17 protein-coding genes and 1 pseudogene are annotated in these 16,159 nt (G+C 68.6%); 10 read left to right on the top strand and 8 right to left on the bottom strand.

Translation table 11 applies throughout. The features are described 5' to 3' along the window. The first annotated feature begins 19 nt into the window (after positions 1–19). The gene (locus ACFYY8_RS17100) at positions 20–385 is read left to right on the top strand and encodes a darcynin family protein (RefSeq protein WP_390041700.1); all 366 of its coding nucleotides are present in this window, start codon (positions 20–22) and stop codon (positions 383–385) included. A gap of 42 nt (positions 386–427) precedes the next feature. Here ACFYY8_RS17100 and ACFYY8_RS17095 read toward each other — a convergent pair whose 3' ends face one another. Further along, positions 428–1,075 carry a response regulator gene (locus ACFYY8_RS17095; RefSeq protein WP_390041698.1) on the bottom strand — a complete coding sequence of 216 codons (648 nt, stop codon included), beginning with the start codon at positions 1,073–1,075 and terminating at the stop codon, positions 428–430. Next, positions 1,072–2,208: a sensor histidine kinase gene (locus tag ACFYY8_RS17090; protein ID WP_390041696.1), complete on the bottom strand. Its 1,137-nt coding sequence runs from the start codon at positions 2,206–2,208 to the stop codon at positions 1,072–1,074. Before ACFYY8_RS17090 ends, ACFYY8_RS17095 begins: the two co-directional genes overlap by 4 nt. A 110-nt stretch (positions 2,209–2,318) precedes the next feature. Here ACFYY8_RS17090 and ACFYY8_RS17085 point away from each other — a divergent pair, with 110 nt between their 5' ends. Beyond that, positions 2,319–3,473 carry an alpha/beta hydrolase family protein gene (locus tag ACFYY8_RS17085; protein ID WP_390041694.1) on the top strand — a complete coding sequence of 385 codons (1,155 nt, stop codon included), beginning with the start codon at positions 2,319–2,321 and terminating at the stop codon, positions 3,471–3,473. Between the two features lie 127 nt (positions 3,474–3,600). On the opposite strand, the gene ACFYY8_RS17080 is transcribed toward ACFYY8_RS17085, so the two are convergent. After that, positions 3,601–4,209, bottom strand: a complete 609-nt coding sequence (locus ACFYY8_RS17080) for a TetR/AcrR family transcriptional regulator (RefSeq protein WP_390041692.1) — start codon at positions 4,207–4,209, stop codon at positions 3,601–3,603. Positions 4,210–4,331: 122 nt separating this feature from the next. On the opposite strand from ACFYY8_RS17080, the gene ACFYY8_RS17075 reads away from it, so the two are divergent. Together ACFYY8_RS17075 and ACFYY8_RS17070 are read left to right on the top strand one after the other, a co-directional pair. Next, complete coding sequence (locus ACFYY8_RS17075) at positions 4,332–4,553, top strand: hypothetical protein (RefSeq protein ID WP_390041690.1); 222 nt, start codon at positions 4,332–4,334, stop codon at positions 4,551–4,553. A 180-nt stretch (positions 4,554–4,733) separates the two neighbouring features. Next, complete coding sequence (locus ACFYY8_RS17070; RefSeq protein WP_390041688.1) at positions 4,734–5,099, top strand: hypothetical protein; 366 nt, start codon at positions 4,734–4,736, stop codon at positions 5,097–5,099. A gap of 240 nt (positions 5,100–5,339) precedes the next feature. Here the strand turns inward: ACFYY8_RS17070 and ACFYY8_RS17065 are convergent, their stop codons facing one another. Further along, positions 5,340–6,587 carry an FAD-dependent monooxygenase gene (locus ACFYY8_RS17065; protein ID WP_390041686.1) on the bottom strand — a complete coding sequence of 416 codons (1,248 nt, stop codon included), beginning with the start codon at positions 6,585–6,587 and terminating at the stop codon, positions 5,340–5,342. Positions 6,588–6,668: 81 nt separating this feature from the next. Here ACFYY8_RS17065 and ACFYY8_RS17060 point away from each other — a divergent pair, with 81 nt between their 5' ends. Further along, positions 6,669–7,271, top strand: a complete 603-nt coding sequence (locus tag ACFYY8_RS17060; protein WP_390041684.1) for a TetR/AcrR family transcriptional regulator C-terminal domain-containing protein — start codon at positions 6,669–6,671, stop codon at positions 7,269–7,271. Positions 7,272–7,816: 545 nt separating this feature from the next. Here ACFYY8_RS17060 and ACFYY8_RS17055 read toward each other — a convergent pair. Continuing rightward, positions 7,817–8,569, bottom strand: a complete 753-nt coding sequence (locus ACFYY8_RS17055) for an NYN domain-containing protein (protein ID WP_390042412.1) — start codon at positions 8,567–8,569, stop codon at positions 7,817–7,819. Between the two features lie 318 nt (positions 8,570–8,887). Here ACFYY8_RS17055 and ACFYY8_RS17050 point away from each other — a divergent pair, with 318 nt between their 5' ends. Together ACFYY8_RS17050 and ACFYY8_RS17045 are read left to right on the top strand one after the other, a co-directional pair. Beyond that, positions 8,888–10,234 (top strand): helix-turn-helix domain-containing protein, encoded by a 1,347-nt coding sequence (locus tag ACFYY8_RS17050; RefSeq protein WP_390041682.1) that lies wholly within the window; start codon positions 8,888–8,890, stop codon positions 10,232–10,234. Positions 10,235–10,297: 63 nt separating this feature from the next. Continuing rightward, positions 10,298–11,115 (top strand): IS5 family transposase gene (locus ACFYY8_RS17045; RefSeq protein ID WP_390041680.1). Its coding sequence is split into 2 segments (ribosomal slippage): positions 10,298–10,640 and positions 10,640–11,115, totalling 819 coding nucleotides; the frame shifts between segments, so codons are not numbered across the junction. Between the two features lie 81 nt (positions 11,116–11,196). On the opposite strand, the gene ACFYY8_RS17040 is transcribed toward ACFYY8_RS17045, so the two are convergent. After that, entirely contained in the window at positions 11,197–11,841 is a 645-nt protein-coding gene (locus tag ACFYY8_RS17040; protein ID WP_390041678.1) for a TetR/AcrR family transcriptional regulator, read from the bottom strand. 148 nt (positions 11,842–11,989) lie between these two features. Here ACFYY8_RS17040 and ACFYY8_RS17035 point away from each other — a divergent pair, with 148 nt between their 5' ends. Then, complete coding sequence (locus ACFYY8_RS17035) at positions 11,990–12,769, top strand: glucose 1-dehydrogenase (RefSeq protein ID WP_390041676.1); 780 nt, start codon at positions 11,990–11,992, stop codon at positions 12,767–12,769. After that, on the top strand, positions 12,766–13,242 hold the full coding sequence (locus tag ACFYY8_RS17030; protein ID WP_390041674.1) for a nitroreductase/quinone reductase family protein: 477 nt from the start codon (positions 12,766–12,768) through the stop codon (positions 13,240–13,242). Before ACFYY8_RS17035 ends, ACFYY8_RS17030 begins: the two co-directional genes overlap by 4 nt. Before the next feature lie 76 nt (positions 13,243–13,318). Here the strand turns inward: ACFYY8_RS17030 and ACFYY8_RS17025 are convergent. Continuing rightward, positions 13,319–13,856: pseudogene (locus tag ACFYY8_RS17025) on the bottom strand (IS5 family transposase); the annotation flags it as partial. Between the two features lie 539 nt (positions 13,857–14,395). Between ACFYY8_RS17025 and ACFYY8_RS17020 the strand changes: the two are divergent. Next, positions 14,396–15,613: an alpha/beta hydrolase family protein gene (locus ACFYY8_RS17020; protein WP_390041672.1), complete on the top strand. Its 1,218-nt coding sequence runs from the start codon at positions 14,396–14,398 to the stop codon at positions 15,611–15,613. A 332-nt stretch (positions 15,614–15,945) separates the two neighbouring features. On the opposite strand, the gene ACFYY8_RS17015 is transcribed toward ACFYY8_RS17020, so the two are convergent. Beyond that, the coding region (locus ACFYY8_RS17015; RefSeq protein ID WP_390041670.1) for an alpha/beta hydrolase at positions 15,946–16,159 on the bottom strand (214 nt) is incomplete at its 5' end.

Raw genomic sequence — 16,159 nt, 5'->3', positions numbered from 1 at the left:
GCAGGAGCAGGAGGACATCATGCCCGCCCAGGAGTTCGAAGCCGCCCTGACGGCGTTCATGCTGGTGAGGACCACCCCCGAATGGCTCGGCCTGTCGGTCGAGCAACGGGTGGAGGTCTTCAGGACCGAGATCGTCCCGGTGATCACGAGCAGGGTCAGGGACGTCCGCTCACGCTTCTACGACACCGAGTTCTACTCGGCACGCGTGACCGACGTGTGGGTGTGGGAGGCACGCGACCACCGGTCGTACCAGCTCCTCGTCGAGGCGCTGCGCGACACGCCCTTCTGGGACCGGTACTTCGAGGTCGTCGACCTCCTGGTCGGCGTGGAGAACGCCTACGCCAGGAACAACGGGCTGGACGACCTCGCCACCGTCGAGGTGTGATGCCCCGAGGCGGACGGCCCGGCCCTTCGGGTACCGCGCCGGTCAGCCGAGGCCGGCGTCGTGGACGAGGATGGCCGCCTGCACCCGGTTGGCCAGGCCCAGCTTGGCCAGCACCCGGCTGACGTGCGCCTTCACCGTCGCCTCCGTCAGCCGTAGTTCCCGCCCGATCTCGGCGTTCGACAGGCCGCGTGCCACCGCCCTGATCACGTCCTCCTCCCGGGCGGTCAGCGCCGCGAGCCGCCCGCGCGCGGACTCGGCCCGTGAGGGCGCCCTGTCGACGAACGAGCCGATCAGCCGTTTGGTGACCGTGGGGGACAGCATGGCCTGCCCCGCCGCGACCGTGCGGACGGCGGCCGCCAGATCACGTGGCGGGGTGTCCTTGAGCAGGAAGCCGACGGCGCCCAGCCGAAGCGCCTCGTGGACGTAGTCGTCGAGGTCGAACGTGGTGAGCATGATCACCTTGGGCGCCTCGGGGGCGGCGAGCACACGGGCGGCGGCGCCCAGCCCGTCGGTGCCCGGCATGCGCACGTCCATCAGGACGACGTGCGGCCTGAGCCGGGCCGCGGCGCCCACGGCCTCGTCGCCGTCGCAGGCCTCGCCGACGACCGCCATGTCGCCCGCCGCTTCGAGTATCATCCGCAGCCCGGCCCTGACCAGCGCCTCGTCGTCGGCGATCAGCACGCGGATCATACCGTGGGGATCCCGGCCAGCACCTGGAAGCCGCCCCCCGCCCGCGGCCCCGCCTCCAGCCTGCCGCCGACCAGTTCGACGCGTTCACGCAGCCCGACCAGTCCCCATCCGGAGCCGGGCAGGCCGCCGTCCGCCGTGGAGGGCCGGTTGCGGACGAGGACCTCCAGTTCGGCGGCCCGGTACCGGAGGTGAACCTCGGTCTCGGCGTCGCCCGCGTGTTTGTGCACGTTGGTCAGCGCCTCCTGGACCACCCGGTACGCGGTGCGCTCGGCGGTCGGCGGAAGCGGGCGGGCCTCGCCCTCGTCGTGGCGGTTGACCACGATGCCCAGGGCCCGCGACTGGTCGAGCAGCCGGTCCAGGTCGGCCAGCGTGGGCTGCGGGCCGCGTACCGGATCGGGTGAGCGCAGCACGCCGAGCACCTCTCTCAGGTTCGTCAGCGCCTCCCTGCCCACTCCGCCGATCAGCGCGGCGGCCTCCGCCGTACGGGCGTCCGGGGCGTTGACCTCCAGCGCGCCCGCGTGCAGGACCATCAGGGAGACCCGGTGGGCGACCACGTCGTGCATCTCCCGCGCGATGCGGGCCCGCTCCTGGTCGCGTGCCTGGCCGGCGCGGAGCACCTGCTCACGCAGCAGTTGTCCGGACTGCTCGCGCATCGCGTCGAACACCTGCCGTCTGGCGCGCACCCACAGCCCGGCGAACAGCGGCAGCCCCACCATGGCGCCGCCCAGGATCAGTACGTTGACGGCCGTGCCCGCGACCAGCGCCCGATACCCCTCGCTCCGGTACGACACGAACCCGCCCAGCGCCTGCAGCGCGACCGCGCCACCGGCGTAGAGCCACAGGTCACGGCGGCCGAGCCGCGTCCCCGCGTAGTACGAGGCGACGACGGCGGCGGGCCACATCACCAGCCACGCGTAGGACAGCGCGCCCGCCGCGGCGAGCGGCCACAGCCACCGCCTGGCGAAGGCCGCGGCCACGCCGCAGCACGCCGCCACGGCCGTGAGCACCGGTACGGGAAGCGCCGACCGCACCCCCATCGAACCGGCCGTCGCCGCCATGGACAGCAGGAACACCGCCACGCCGAGCGCCCAGGGCGCGACCCGGTCGACGATCCTCGATGCCCGGTCAATCATGGTGAGAGGCTACAAGCCCGACCGGACGGGACACCCCCTACGAAAGTCGCAGACGCCGTGTGACGTTCGCCGGGGACCGTACGGCGGGGCCGCGCGGCACGGTTGACCGCATGAAGAAGATGCTGGCCGCGAGCGTGCTCGCGTTCTCCGTGCCATCGGCGCCCCTGAGCGCGCCCCCGGCTGAGGCCCCCACGCCCGCGACGGCCCCGACCTCGACCGCCTCCCCCGTGACCGCTCTCCCCGCGCCGACCGGCGACTACCCGGTGGGCGAGACGAACCTGCACCTGATCGACTCCAGCCGCCCCGACCCCTGGGTCGTCGGCCGGGACGTACGCGAGCTGATGGTCTCCATCTGGTACCCGGCGCGCAAGGGCGGCGGCAGGCTCGCCCCCTACGTCACGCCGCGGGAGTCGGAACTGATCATCAGGGCGGTGCCGCAGCTCGACGGCGTACCGGCCGACACGCTCGCCAGGACCACCACGCACGCCCGCGCCGACGCCCCGGCGCTGAGGCGCAAGGGCGGATGGCCTCTGGTGGTCCTGTCACCCGGCATGTCGCTGCCCCGCGCGACGATGACGTCGCTGGCCGAGGAGTTCGCCAGCCGCGGCTACCTGGTGGCCGGGATCGAGCACACCTACGAGTCGGTGGCCACCACGTTCCCCGACGGGCGGACCGTCACCTTCGAGGCCGGGAAGGCCGGGCAGACCCGCGAGACCGGCGCCAAGGTGGCCCGGGTCAGGGCCGCCGACACCGAGTTCGTCCTGGACCGGCTGAGCAGGAGCAAACGCTGGAGCCGGCTGATCGACGAGAGGAACGTCGCGATGGTGGGGCACTCGGCCGGCGGCCAGAGCGCCGCCCACCTGCTCCCCGTCTCCAGGCGGATCAAGGCCGCGGTCAACCTCGACGGCACCTACAACCCCGGGACGCCGGCCCGGCCGCTGGACAAACCCTTCATGATGGTCGGCAATCCCAGGCACCAGCCGCGGACGGGCGGTCCGGACTCCTCGTGGGATGCGTTCTGGCCGCACGTGACCGGCGGCTGGAAGCGCTGGCTGACCGTGACCGGCGCCGAGCACATGAGCTTCGTCGACTACGCGGTGCTCCAGCCACAGCTGGGGCTGCCCGCGGCCGCCCTCGACGGCGAACGCGCCGTCACGATCACCCGGAAGTACGTCACCGCCTTCCTCGACCTGCACCTCAAGGGCCGGCGCCGGCCCTTGCTGGACAGGCCGTCGGGAGACTTTCCCGAGGTGAGGATCTGGTAGACGGCCCCGTGCTCCCGAAGCCACCGCCGGGGCGGTCCGAGCGCCGTACCGGCCGCGCGGGCTGACGCTCCTCGCCCGGCCGCCGTCGCAAGGCGGGTCGTGCGCACCGACGGGGCCGGGGAGGCGGTCACGCAGGCTTCACGGTGAAGACGCGGGCGAGCTGATGGTCGATCACCGCGACGGCCTCGTCGGCCGTCCGTTGCCCCAGCAGGACACCCGACTGCAGCCCCTCGGCGCCGGCCACCAGGAAAGCGGCCTCGGCCGCGGCGTCGACGCGCCGGGGCACCTGACCGGTGGCCTGGCCTTGCGCGATCAGGCCCGCGACCAGGTCCTCCAGCGCGCGTGGCGCGTCGCGGGCGACCCCGGCCAGATCGGGGTCGGTCAGGAAGCGGACGAAGTAGGCGGCGTACACCAGGTGCCGGGTGCGCCGTTCCTCGTCCACGGGGAGCAGTTCGAGCAGCACTCCCCGCACGATCGCGTGCATGCCGGGTGTCTCACCGAGCAGGGCGAGGCGTTCGCGGGCCCGGTGCTCGGCATCCTCGTTGAGGATCTTCAGTGCGCCGAGCAACAGGTCGGCTCGGGTGCCGAAGTAGTACTGCAACAGCCGGGCGGAGACCTGGGCCTCGGCGGCGACCTGTCTCAGGGTGACCTCTTCCAGACCGCCGCCGACGGCCAGGCGCCAGACGGCTTCGGCGATCTGGCGGCGGCGCCGATCATGGTCGACCTGTCTCGGCATGCCGGTCGCTCCCTGCGGCTCTTTTATGGTGCGATCGCACCACAAGGCTGTTATGGTTCGATCGAACCATAACAGGTGGGGGGCGTGCTCACGCCCTTCGAGAGCGATGGGAGACAGGCCACATGAAGCACGTCGCCGTACTGATCATCGGCATGCTGCTGCTGACCCTGGGAGTACAGGGCGCCATCCGGCTGCTGGCCGACCACGGCAACGCCGGACTGCTCGCCTGGCTGCCGGGCGGATTCGCGGTGTGGCTCACGCTCTACGCGACGGCCGCCGTCGCCGGAGCCCTCCTGGCCGGCCGGGGCGGCAGGCAGGCCAGGCGGAACGGACGCGGGCGATGACCGGCCGCGCGAGAGGGTTCGGCACCGGTGCCCGTGTTCCGCGTGGCGGCCCCGGGGCTTTCACCGCAGGTCGATAGCCGACAGTGGCCGATCGGATACAGACGGCGAACGGTCGTCTGCCGCAGGATCCCAGGCGACAACACCGGCCCCACCGGGAACATCCCAAGGAAAGCGGTTCACATGCGCATCAGCAGCAGGATCGTCACCTTCACGGCCACCGTCATGAGCGTCGGCGGCCTGGCCCTGGCTTCCTCTTCGATCGCCTCCCACGCCCAGGCCGCCGCCGGCGGGTACTGGGCACGCGGGTGCGACGCGGGACGAGCGTGCATCGAACTCTCGGGCGGACGCCAGGGCCCGGGCGGGCCGTGGTGGAACGTGGACGGCTGCGGCTATCACACGATCAACGACCACTACAGGCGGGGCAGCGCCCACGGAAACGGTTTCGACGTCATCTACGCGGACGGCAGATGGGACCGCGTACAGCCTTGGTCCACCCGGCCGCTGGATCCCGGCAACCTCGTCACGAGCGTCAACGTCCTCTGCTGAACCGGAAGCCGTCCGGGGTTCGGATCATGTGGCCGGGGTGAGGCCTCAGCCGCGTGATCGAACCTCGGAGCTGGAACCCGGCCGGTCGACGGCCCGGGCGTGAGGCCTGAGAGCTCCTCATCGTCCCAGGCCGACCGGGCTCGGGCCGGTCTGCCCCCCCTTTTAGAGCCCTGACGTGGGAGGAGTCCACCGAAACCCGACACCTCGCGGGTGCGCCAGGCACCGGACTGACGCGGGCGGCTAGGCGGCTTGGAGTTGTGGGTAGTCCGGGAGTCGCCAGTCTCCACCGCGGTCCTCCTTGGAGAAACGCGCCACAAGGTCGGGGATGTGTAGCGCGGTGGCCAGCCCGGTGACGGCGAGGAAGGCGTCGATCGCGCGCTGGGTCATGGGCATGCCCAACCGTAGGAGGCGCGGGTTGACCTGGCCTTGGATCTCCTCGGCGAAGGGTCTCAGCATCGTGTCGTAGTTCGCCAGCGCCGCCGGCAGGTCATCGGGGTGCTGGTTGATCTCTCCGGCCAGGACGTAGGCGCCCACCAGGCCGCCGGAGACGCCCATGCCGCTGAAGGGGGAGGCGCAGTGGGCGGCGTCACCGACCAGGACCACGCGGCCCTTGAACCAGGTGTCGATGCGGACCTGGGCGATCTCCTGGGAGTAGAAGAACGGACTGGTCTTCATGCCGTCGATGAAGCGCTCGGTCTGCCATCCGGCGCCGGCGAACCTGCCGGCCCAGAACTCCTGCTGGCGCTCGATGGGCTCGCGGTGAATCGCTGAGGCCTCCTCGGAGTCTTCCCTCATCACGAAGTAGACCTGCGTCTCGCGCGGATTGTGGCTGCGGCGCATGATCTGGCGCCCGCCCGGGACCATGTAGGTGTCGCGGATGTTGCCGTCGGAAGCGATGCGCGAGACGAACCAGTAGGCCATGTGGATGCCGACCCGCCAATACGGGTCGAATCCCTCAGAGAGGATCGCCCGCCGCAGTCGCGATCCCTGCCCGTCCGCGCCGACCAGGAGATCGCATTCCTCCGATGATCCGTCGGAAAAGTGTGCGACAACCTGACGTTCATCCTGATCGAAGCCGTCCACGCTCTTGCCGAAGACGTATTCCACGTTGTCCTTCGTCGCGTCGTTGAGAATGCGCACCAGGTCACCGCGCATGATCTCGTACTCCGACGTCAGGGTCTGGCGGCCCTGCCCGGAGGTGTTGGCCATGATCGTCGCCTTGACCTTGCCGCGGGCGTTCACGAACGCGACGCCCGCCTCGTCCACGAGCTTGTTCCGGACGGCGCCCATGAGCCCCATGCGCTCGATCGCCTCGATGCCCTCGCCGCGCAGGTCGACCTGGGCGCCTGTGGCCCGCAGCGCCGGGAAGCGCTCGATGACCTTCACCCGGTGACCACCGCGGGCAAGCCAGTAGGCCAGCGCCTGCCCGGCGATCCCGCCGCCGCAGATGAGGATCTTCAAGAGGCGGGTTCCCGATGCGAGAGCCATGTCATCGACCTCCTTATCTATCACTGATAGGTACACTCACCAGGGAACTCTATCGGTGATAGTTTGTCAAAGGTGGTGAAAGTGAATCGAGAGACCGTCATCGCCCAGGCGCTGGACCTCCTCGACGAGGTCGGCCTGGACGCCATCAGCACCAGGCAGTTGGCCAGACGCCTGGGCGTTGAGCAGCCGTCGCTCTACTGGCACTTCCGGAATAAGAAGGAACTCCTCAGCGCCATGGCCGAGGCCGCCATGGCGCCGCACGCCGCAGCACCGCTACCGGCCCCCGGCCAGGACTGGCGGGAATGGTTCCTGGACAACACGCGCAGCTTCCGGCGCACCCTGCTGATGCGCCGTGACGGCGCACGCCTGCACTCCGGATCCAGTCCCGGCCCGGCCGACCTTGACCGGATCGCCCACAAGATGGCCTTCCTGACCGCCTCCGGTCTGCCCGAGAAGGACGCCCAGATGGCGATGATGGCCGCCGGCCGCTTCACCGTCGGCAGTGTCCTGGAAGAACAAGCCGACACCGACCCCGGTACGGCCCGCGCGGCCAACGTCCCGACGATCGACCACCAAGCGGCTTTCGAGGCCGGACTGGCCCTCATCCTCGATGGCCTGGCCCATCGCGCCGCGCACGCTCAGGAACCGGCCAGGACCCTTCCCGATCCCGACCGGATCAACTGACAGACCCTGGCACACACTTTGGGGCTGGGGACACGTTCGGAAGCGGAGAGCCGATCTCGCCTTCGCCAAGGGGAGACGGGTGTGGAGATAGAGGATTCCGGGTGGCGCCATCTCTATGGACGCCACCATTCAAAATGGTGGCGTGCGAACCGATGACGACCACGTTCCTCAGGTGAGGCAGGTAGAAAAGCGTTATCAGACAGGGCATTCCTATGTGCGCCCCTAGAAAACCCAGATCACAGCCAAGCAGCCGGTGCACGCAGCTCCTGGGCGGCAGGCAAAGAATGAGCCTGAGGGGGAAGACGGTTGACGATCTGATGGCGGGCCTCACCGCCATCAGCCCCCAGGTGGGGAAAAGTGACTCCTGGCCGTGTTGGGGAGGGAGCCGGTCGTATGCCTCCCACAATTGAGCTTCGCGGGCGTTCCCCTCGGCGGCGTGGGCGTAGGCAAGTGCTTCGTAGGCAGGGAGCAGGCCGACGTTGGAATCACCGCGGGCTGGTTACCAGTGGGTCACTTCTGTCATTCAGCGGCATCCGGTGTGCCGTCTACAGGGCATCGGCCCGGGCCTTGTCACGAGCGTAGACAACCGCGGTCTTGCCACCGCCGGGCATGCGACGCTCCACCTGGAACGCGTCTGTGGCGGTGAACAGGTCGCTGAACTTGGGATAGCCGTAGTTGCGGGAGTCGAAGTCAGGGCGTTGCTTGGTGACGATGTGGCCGACGCTCGCAAGATTCGCCCAGCCCTCGTCGTCGGAGGCAGCCTCCACAGCACGGCGCAGCAGGCTGATCAGGTCGGCGTCATCGGACGGGCCTTTCGCCGAGGTCGACGAGACGGGCCTGGCCCTGACGCCGGGGCGCAGGTTCTCGATGTAGATGAACTTGTCACAGGCCGCGACGAACGGCTTGGAGGTCTTGCGTTCCCCGAACCCGTACACGGTCAGTCCGGATTCACGGATACGGGCCGCCAGGCGGGTGAAGTCGCTGTCGGAGGAGACGATGCAGAACCCGTCGAAGCGGCCCGTGTACAGCAGGTCCATCGCATCGATGACCATCGCGGCGTCGGTGGCGTTCTTGCCGGTGGTGTAGGCGAACTGCTGCATGGGCTGAATCGACTGGGCGAGCAGCCGATCCTTCCAGCCCTTGAGACGAGGATCCGTCCAATCGCCGTAGGCACGCTTGACGTGGGCGGTCCCATATCGGGCCACCTCGGCAAGCAACTCCTCAATCACCGTTGGCGTGGCGTTGTCCGCATCGATCAGAACCGCCAGCTTCGCGGTGGCCCCTCCGGGGTTTTCCATGGTCACAAGTACTTCTCCAGATCGAACAGGGGACGGAAAAACGACGCAGCGTCCTGGGCGGGCAACGTGCCTGATTCCCCGCTCAGGCGCAGCGCGAACAATGCGATGGAGCGTCGAGCGGCTCACCGGTACTCCTCGGCGAGCTCTGCCACAGACACCTCGTCGTCAACGAAGCGATGGTGGGCGGAGCACCGCGCCGACACCGGGAGTTTAGGCTGCCTGCCCTGCCCTCTGCCATTCCCCGGCCGACCAGGGCTTGATCGTCCAGGTGATCAGCATCGGCTGAAAAGTGCGGATTTCCCGGGCGTAAGCTGCCCCATGACCGTTCTTCGCTCGACGCGCCTGGAGGCCCTTCTGGGCTCGACTCCCCTCACCTCCGACGCCCTGAGATACCACCACCTGGAGCTGCTCGTCACCGGGCAGGTCTTCGAGGCTGAGGACCTGGACTATAAGAGAGAGCTGTACAAGAGGGACGACACCGCCAAGAGGAACCTGTGCGGCGACGTCGCCGCCCTGGCCAACACCCGTGGCGGCATCCTCATCCTGGGCGCCGACGAGGACGATCAGGGACGCGCCACCGCGCTCCCGGGCGTCGACCTGTCCGACGGCGAGGCGACCCGCATGCAGCAGATCCTCGCCGGCGGTCTCGCACCGCGCCCGCCGGTCGACATCATCCCGGTGGAGAACCCGGCCGCGCCCGGAACCGGCTGCTACGTCATCGCGGTCGCGGCAGGCCCGCGCTACCCGTACGGAGTGCTCATCAACAACGGTTATCGCTACCCCCGCCGGGTCGGCACCACCATCGGATACCTGACCGAACCGGAGATCGAGACCGCCTACCGGCGTCGTGACGCCGCCCGCCGCGACCAGGCGGAGCGGGCCGGGCGGATCGAGGCCACGGCCATCAGCCGACTCGACCCGGCGGAGCCGTGGCTGGTGATGTCCCTGGTGCCCGACCAGCCCGGCGAGTCGGAGATCAACACGACCACGTTCACCCACGTCAAGAACGCCTACCAGTGGCGCAGCCCCATGATCGCCCGGGATTCGAGCCGCTGGGTGCGAGTCCTGCTCGGCCAGCGCCGCTACATCTTGGACGCTACCCGCGAGCACACGTCGATCGCGCGGGAGATGGCCGCCGAGCTGTACCGGGACGGCGCCGGAGTGTTCGCCGTCCCCGCCACCGAGACGTTCTCTCAGCCCGACGGCTCGTCTGCGATCCGCGTGTCGGACGAGAAGCTGGTCATCACTCTGCTGTCCGGAGTGCGCTTCCTCGCTGAGCACGCCCGCGACCGGGCCGGAGCCTCCGGAACGGCGGCGCTGCGAGCGTCGTTCGCCCACCCGCCTGTCTTCCCCGTGCAGCTGCTCAACGGGCAAGGGCTCTGGGGCCTTAGCGTGATCGGTGACAAGGTCCCGCTGCCTGACATTCAGCCCGCGGAAGCCGCCGCTCCGTTGGACGACCTCGGCGACGGCCCCGGTCTCGTCAGCACGGCCGCGCTTTTGGCGGACGACCTTCTTCACGGCTTCGGCGTGCCGGAGTCCACTCACATCACCCGCAGCGGCCGGATCCTCGGTGTCCAGTGGTGGAGTCAGGAGTGGGGCAGATCGATCGTTGAGTGGGCCCTCCGCCACCACATCAAGGTCATCAACGACAGCTACGGCCGCTGAACGGCTCCTGCGGTGTTCCCCTAACAGCGTGTCCTACATGGTGAGTGAGTCGTTGAACTCAGCATGGACGGCGGGCAATGGGACTGGATTGCCCCGGCGGGGTTGTGGGAGATCATGCGGCCGTTGCTGCCGGCGCCGCGGGTGCGCCCGCAGGGCGGCGGGATCGTCGGTGTCGCTGATGAGGCGGTGTTCGCCGCGGTCGTCTACGTGCTGGTCAGTGGATGCGCCTGGCGGGCGCTGCCGCCGTGTTTCGCAGCCTCGAAGTCGACTGTGCACCGCCGGTTTTTGATCTGGTCGCGGGCTGGAGTGTGGGATCGGTTGCATCAGGCCGTCTTGAACCGGCTCGCCGACGACGGCCTGCTGGATGTGTCGCGCGTGGTGCTCGACTCGGCGCACGTGAGGGCCAAAAAGGGGGCGAACACACTGGCCCTTCACCCGTGGACCGGGGTAAACCCGGTTCCAAGCTGCACATCCTGTCGGATGTGGCCGGAGTGCCCCTGGTCGTCGGCCTGCCGGCGGCCAAGGTCCACGACAGCCGTCGGTTGAAGCCGATGGTGCTCGCCCTCCCATTGAGACACGACCCGGTTCGGGGCGGGTGTCGCAAGCCCGGCAAGCTTCACGCCGGCAAGGCCTATGACCATCCTGAGCTGCGGCGATGGCTGCGCGGCAGGCGTATCGGGGTGCGTATCGCCCGCAAGGGCGTCGAGTCCGGTCAGCGGTTGGGCCGCCATCGGTGGGTGATCGAGCGGACCATCTCCTGGCTGCTCGGCTACCGGCGCCTGTCACCCCGTTACGAGCGTTACCCCTACGTCTACCTGGCCTTTCTCACTCTCGCTGCGGCCCTCGTCTGTCATAAGCGACATCTCAAACTCACCATGTAGGACACGGTCTTAGGGCCGACAGACTCGATTGCTTAGGCAGCAGTTCCTTGGTGGCGGTGGGACTCGGTCTCGGTCGGCGGGTCAGTCGTGGGTGGACGGCCCTGGCCCGGGCGCGGCGTACCGGACGGCGATGGTGCGGACGGCCTCGTCCACTACCTGAGCGACGCGTTCGGCGCTCACCTCCCAGCCCGGCACGAGGAGTGTCGGCCAGAAGACGTAGTTGGAGATCATGCCCAGGAATTGGGTGGCTGCGAGCTCCACGTCCTCGACCCGCACCGTTCCCGCCTCGTGCTCGGCTAGGAGATAGCCGCGTACGGACTCGAAGTAGGGCATCTTCCCGTGCGAGAACTGCGCATTGGCGAGTTCGGGAAATCGCGGCAGCTCGGCGATGACGATTCGGAACAGGTCGGTCATCTGGGCACGGCCTAGCAGCTCGGCGTAGCGGCGACCGATGGTGCTGAGCCCGTCGACGATGTTGCCTGCCGGCGGAGGATCCTCTTCGTCAGCGGTTGCCCAGGACTCGGTCACGATGGCGTCGAACAGGGCGGCCTTGCTCGGAAACTGCTTGAACAAGGTGGCCCGCGAAACGCCCGAGCGCTCTGCGATCCGCGCCAGCGACGTCCGGTCGTAACCCAACTCGAGAAACAGTGCGGTCGCGGCCGTCATGATCAGCGCGCGCTTCTCCTGGGCGACGCGCTGGTGGTACGTCGTCACGACCTTGCTCATGGGCCGAGCATACAAGATGAGTGGCTTGACTCTCCATTGCCATCGATCTAATGTCAGGGCAGTGGTGAGTCGCTCAGCTCAGCTCACCATCGGCCGGCGTTCATCTCTGAAGCTCCCGGTCGGCCACCCCGTATCGAAGGAACATCTGATGCCCCGCTTCGACGACCAGACCGTGCTCGTGACCGGTGGGACCGGCGGCCAGGGCTCGAGCCATGTACGCGCCTTTCACGCGGAGGGAGCAAACGTGGTGATCGGTGACATCGACGCCGAACGCGGCACCGCTCTCGCCGACGAGCTCGGGACCCGCGCTCGCTTCACCCGCCTCGACGTCACCGACGAGAGCTCGTGGTCCGACGCTGTGCTAGCCGCCGAGAGCGCCTTCGGCGCCCTGAACGTACTCGTCAACAACGCGGGCGTGCAGAACCCGCCGGCAACGATCGAAGACACGGAGCAGGCCACGTGGTCGCGCATCCTCGACATCAACCTCACAGGGACCTTCCTCGGCATCAAGGTCGCCGCCCCCGCTCTGCGCCGCGCGGCAGGGGGAACCATCGTCAACATCGCCTCGACCATGGCCCTGGGCGGCACGGCACACTACGCACCGTACGTCGCCAGCAAGTGGGCCGTACGCGGCCTCACCCGAACGGCAGCACTCGAACTCGGCCGCGACCACATCCGGGTGAACACCATCCACCCCGGCGTGATCGCGACCTCCTTCATCCACGAACCAGCAGCCGGCGCCACCGCGGCGATCGCCGACTTCTACTCACCCGAGCCGTTCGCCGTCCCCCGGCTCGGAGAGCCGACCGACGTCACCCGGCTCCTCCTGTTCCTCACATCATCGGACGCGTCGTTCATCACAGGGTCGGAGTACGTCATCGACGGTGGACTCCTCCTCGGCCCCGCCCTTCAGACCGAGACCGCATGAGCACTCCAGACACAACCGGGTCGAACGACTCCGCACGGGACGCGTCTTTATCCCACCTGCCCGACCACGTCCGGCGAGCCATCGAGATCACCCCCGCCGCAGGCACCAGAGAACGGATCATCGACATCACGACGCTGGGGCGACGCACCGGTCGGCCGCACCGCATCGAGATCTTCTTCTACCGGGCTGCGGGCGCAACCTACCTGTGTAGCGGCGCGGGCGGGGCCGCGACCGACTGGCATGCGAACCTTCTCGCCAATCCCAACTTCACCTTCCACCTCAAAAACGGGACCCGTGCGGATCTGCCTGCACGAGCCACGCCGGTCACCGACCCAGCTGAACGTCAGACCGTGCTGACCGAGATCGTCGCGGATCTCAATCAACCCCACGACCCCGGCACCATCCGGCCGACACGACTCGAAGACTGGACCGACAGCCGACTGATGCGCATCAGCTTCCGCCAGCGGCCGTGATCGCGGATTCCTCGACACGTGACCTATTCCCAGGGACTGGGGTGTAGTCGCGGCTAGGACGTGTATTGGGTTGTGATCAGGGGGTGGGCCGGGTGAGGTCCTTGATCCAAACCATTGAGGCGCGCAGGCAAAGGCCCGCGAGGTAGCTGTCTGGGGTCTTGTCATACCGGGTGGCGATGCCCCGCCAGGCCTTCAGCTTGTTGATCAGCCGCTCGACGGTGTTGCGCCTTGTACAGGTCCGCGTCGTGGCTGACGGGCCGGCCACCTCTGGAGCCCTTCCTCCGGTTGACGGCCTGATCCCTCTTCTGCGGGATGACCGCCCTGATGCCGCGTTCGCGCAGGTGGGCGCGGTTACCACGAGAGGGGTAGGCCTTGTCGGCGGCGACCGCGCCCGGCCGGGGGCGAGGGCGGCCGACAGGCATGCGGACCCGTACCCGCCCCAGCACGGGGACGAACTGCGGACTGTCCGCGGCCTGGCCCGCGGTCAAGGTGAACGCCAACGGGCGGCACTTCCGGTCGGCGGCCACATGGACCTTACTGCTCAGCCCGCCCCTGGAGCGTCCGAGCAGGACGGCCTTCAACCGGAGTTTCCGTCGGCGCCGGATGCGCCGCCGCCACCTACCCCACCGTCCGCACGACCGGGCGGACGACGGCTATCGGGCAAGCCCAAACCGGTGTCGTCGTCGGCGAGCGTCGCCGTCTGGAGAAGGTGGCACCGCCAGCGCATTGGCCGAGGTACCGACAGGGCGCCTCATCCTCTCCTCTGCCGGGCCGATCGATCGCATGACCGTGAACACACGGAAAAAACCTGAAGGGACTCACCGCCCCGTCCGACAATCACCTGAATCCATTGACCGCTGTGACTTTCTCCATCGACCGGTTAAGGTGAGCCAGTCTGTTCAAAGCGCCATTTCAAACCCTGCGTGGCCGAGTTCGAAGCGATATAAAATCCGCTATGCGCCGTCTCAAATCACATCAACGGTCCGAGCATGCCGATCAACCTTGGCCCGTGACAGCAGAGTCGACTTGATGGAGCTTTCCTTGAAATCGGCGTAGGCAAAGGTTTCGGCGGATGCAGATCTGCGGCGACGTTCGTTCTTCCAGCCTATGCAGGGCATGACAGGAAATGGTCGACCCTTAGCGAGGAGAATCGATGCAATTCTCTCACGTCGGGTTCCGCTCTGGTCGGTGGGTCGCTTTGGCGGCGTTGATCACCGCTGCGGTCACACTCACGGCGGGCCTGCCCGCTCCCGTCGCGGATGCGGCGGTGTCCGTCTCTTCTCCGGCCAGGCACCTCGGAATCCGTGGGTCAGTCCTGTCCGTACGGCCGTTGACCGGCCCACAGGCCCTGCCCAGCGCGTCCCGTAACCTGCTGGTCACGTACGTCTCCAGAGGTGTCGCGGGCAAGGCCATCAGGGTCACGGGCACGGTGGCGTTGCCGAAGGGACGGCCTCCGGCCAACGGCTGGCCGGTGATCAGCTGGGCGCACGGGACGACCGGCACCGCGGACGCGTGCGCTCCGTCGAGGAACACCTCCGGTGGGCCCGCCGACGACTACATCTTCATCGCGAACACGACGCTCGACGGCTGGGTGGCCAACGGCTTCGCCGTAGCGCAGACCGACTATGAGGGCCTGGGCACGCCTGGTGAGCATCCGTACATGAACGGCGCCAGCGCCGCGGACACGGTGATCGACATGGTCCGGGCCGCTCGCAGAGTGGACCGGAGGGTCGGGCGTGACTGGTTCGCGGTCGGGCACAGCCAGGGCGGCCACGCCGCGCTCTTCACCGCCATGACACAGAACGCGGCCGGAGATGTGAGACTGCGTGGCGCTGTCTCGATCGCGCCCGGCGGGTGGGACATGAGCCAGGTGGCCCCATACATCCTCTCAGGTGCCCCCGGCGCCGATCAGGCGATCGCCTTCCTGCCGACGCTGCTCATCGGCGCGGCTGCCGCCGACGGGGCCGTCGACCCCGGCCGATTGCTGACGCCGGAGGCCGCACCACTGCTCACCACAGCACGGTCGGGCTGCATGGCGCAGATCCGCGAGACCGCCGCACGGATCCCGGCGGACAGGGTCTTCGCGCAGGGGGCGGATCTCGCCCCGCTCACTGCCTATCTGAGGTCACAGGAGCCGGTCGGCCTGGAGACCGAGGTTCCCACCCTCGTGGCCCAAGGCTCCGCCGACGCGCTCACGCCCAAAGCAAGCACCGACCGGATCGTCGCCGGTATGTGCGCGAAGGCGTCGAAGGTCACCTACAGGGTCTACGAGGGCGTCGACCATCGTGGCTCGATCGCGGCCTCGTTCAACGATGCGCTGGCGTTCGTCGAACTCATTCGCTCCGGGAGGACTCCGGTCACCACCTGCTGACCCCCGCTCTGGCACAGCCCCCACCTCCGATCGACCATGTCATCGGCGACCGGGGACACGGGTCCATGGCATTCCCGGACTGGCTCGCGGTGAGGTGACGCGTCGGAACGCCTCGCCGGCCGACCCGGTCCTCCATCAAGCACCCGGCACCGCGGCCTCCCGGCCTGTGAAAACGGCAACCCGCCCCAACCGACTGACTGGTAGGCAAAGCACATGAAGCGCCTGGTGCGTGGAGGCACGCGCCAGGTCCGGCGAGCCAGGGAAGCAGCGGTGAGCGGTCACAGCAACTCCCGGCCCGCCTCAAGCTCCGGTGGCATCACCGGTTCGATGGGTCAGTGACGGGGCGCCGGCCAGTCCGGCATGCCCGGCATGTTCGGCAGCAGAGCCGGCGGTGCGGGCCGGTCGGCCGCGCCGGGTGGCGCCACCGGTACGGCCGGGCACCGGGTTCCTCGCGCGGGCAGCCTCAGCGAGATCAGGTAGGCGTCGACGGCGGCCGTGACACAGTCGCCACGGCCATAGGCGCCGTGCCCCCACCCTTCGTAGGTG

This window comes from Streptosporangium sp. NPDC001559, assembly GCF_042893955.1.
Taxonomy (GTDB): Bacteria; Actinomycetota; Actinomycetes; order Streptosporangiales; family Streptosporangiaceae; genus Streptosporangium.
Note: the sequence above shows the minus strand (reverse complement) of the source record. Positions and strands in the feature narration are given on the sequence as shown.

Bases quoted from the DNA above. Each gene is read 5' to 3' on its own strand.
- ACFYY8_RS17100 (WP_390041700.1), top strand. From the start codon at position 20: ATGCCCGCCCAGGAGTTCGAAGCCGCCCTGACGGCGTTCATGCTGGTG.
- ACFYY8_RS17095 (WP_390041698.1), bottom strand. From the start codon at position 1,075: ATGATCCGCGTGCTGATCGCCGACGACGAGGCGCTGGTCAGGGCCGGG.
- ACFYY8_RS17090 (WP_390041696.1), bottom strand. From the start codon at position 2,208: ATGATTGACCGGGCATCGAGGATCGTCGACCGGGTCGCGCCCTGGGCG.
- ACFYY8_RS17085 (WP_390041694.1), top strand. From the start codon at position 2,319: ATGAAGAAGATGCTGGCCGCGAGCGTGCTCGCGTTCTCCGTGCCATCG.
- ACFYY8_RS17080 (WP_390041692.1), bottom strand. From the start codon at position 4,209: ATGCCGAGACAGGTCGACCATGATCGGCGCCGCCGCCAGATCGCCGAA.
- ACFYY8_RS17075 (WP_390041690.1), top strand. From the start codon at position 4,332: ATGAAGCACGTCGCCGTACTGATCATCGGCATGCTGCTGCTGACCCTG.
- ACFYY8_RS17070 (WP_390041688.1), top strand. From the start codon at position 4,734: ATGCGCATCAGCAGCAGGATCGTCACCTTCACGGCCACCGTCATGAGC.
- ACFYY8_RS17065 (WP_390041686.1), bottom strand. From the start codon at position 6,587: ATGGCTCTCGCATCGGGAACCCGCCTCTTGAAGATCCTCATCTGCGGC.
- ACFYY8_RS17055 (WP_390042412.1), bottom strand. From the start codon at position 8,569: ATGGAAAACCCCGGAGGGGCCACCGCGAAGCTGGCGGTTCTGATCGAT.
- ACFYY8_RS17050 (WP_390041682.1), top strand. From the start codon at position 8,888: ATGACCGTTCTTCGCTCGACGCGCCTGGAGGCCCTTCTGGGCTCGACT.
- ACFYY8_RS17040 (WP_390041678.1), bottom strand. From the start codon at position 11,841: ATGAGCAAGGTCGTGACGACGTACCACCAGCGCGTCGCCCAGGAGAAG.
- ACFYY8_RS17035 (WP_390041676.1), top strand. From the start codon at position 11,990: ATGCCCCGCTTCGACGACCAGACCGTGCTCGTGACCGGTGGGACCGGC.
- ACFYY8_RS17030 (WP_390041674.1), top strand. From the start codon at position 12,766: ATGAGCACTCCAGACACAACCGGGTCGAACGACTCCGCACGGGACGCG.
- ACFYY8_RS17020 (WP_390041672.1), top strand. From the start codon at position 14,396: ATGCAATTCTCTCACGTCGGGTTCCGCTCTGGTCGGTGGGTCGCTTTG.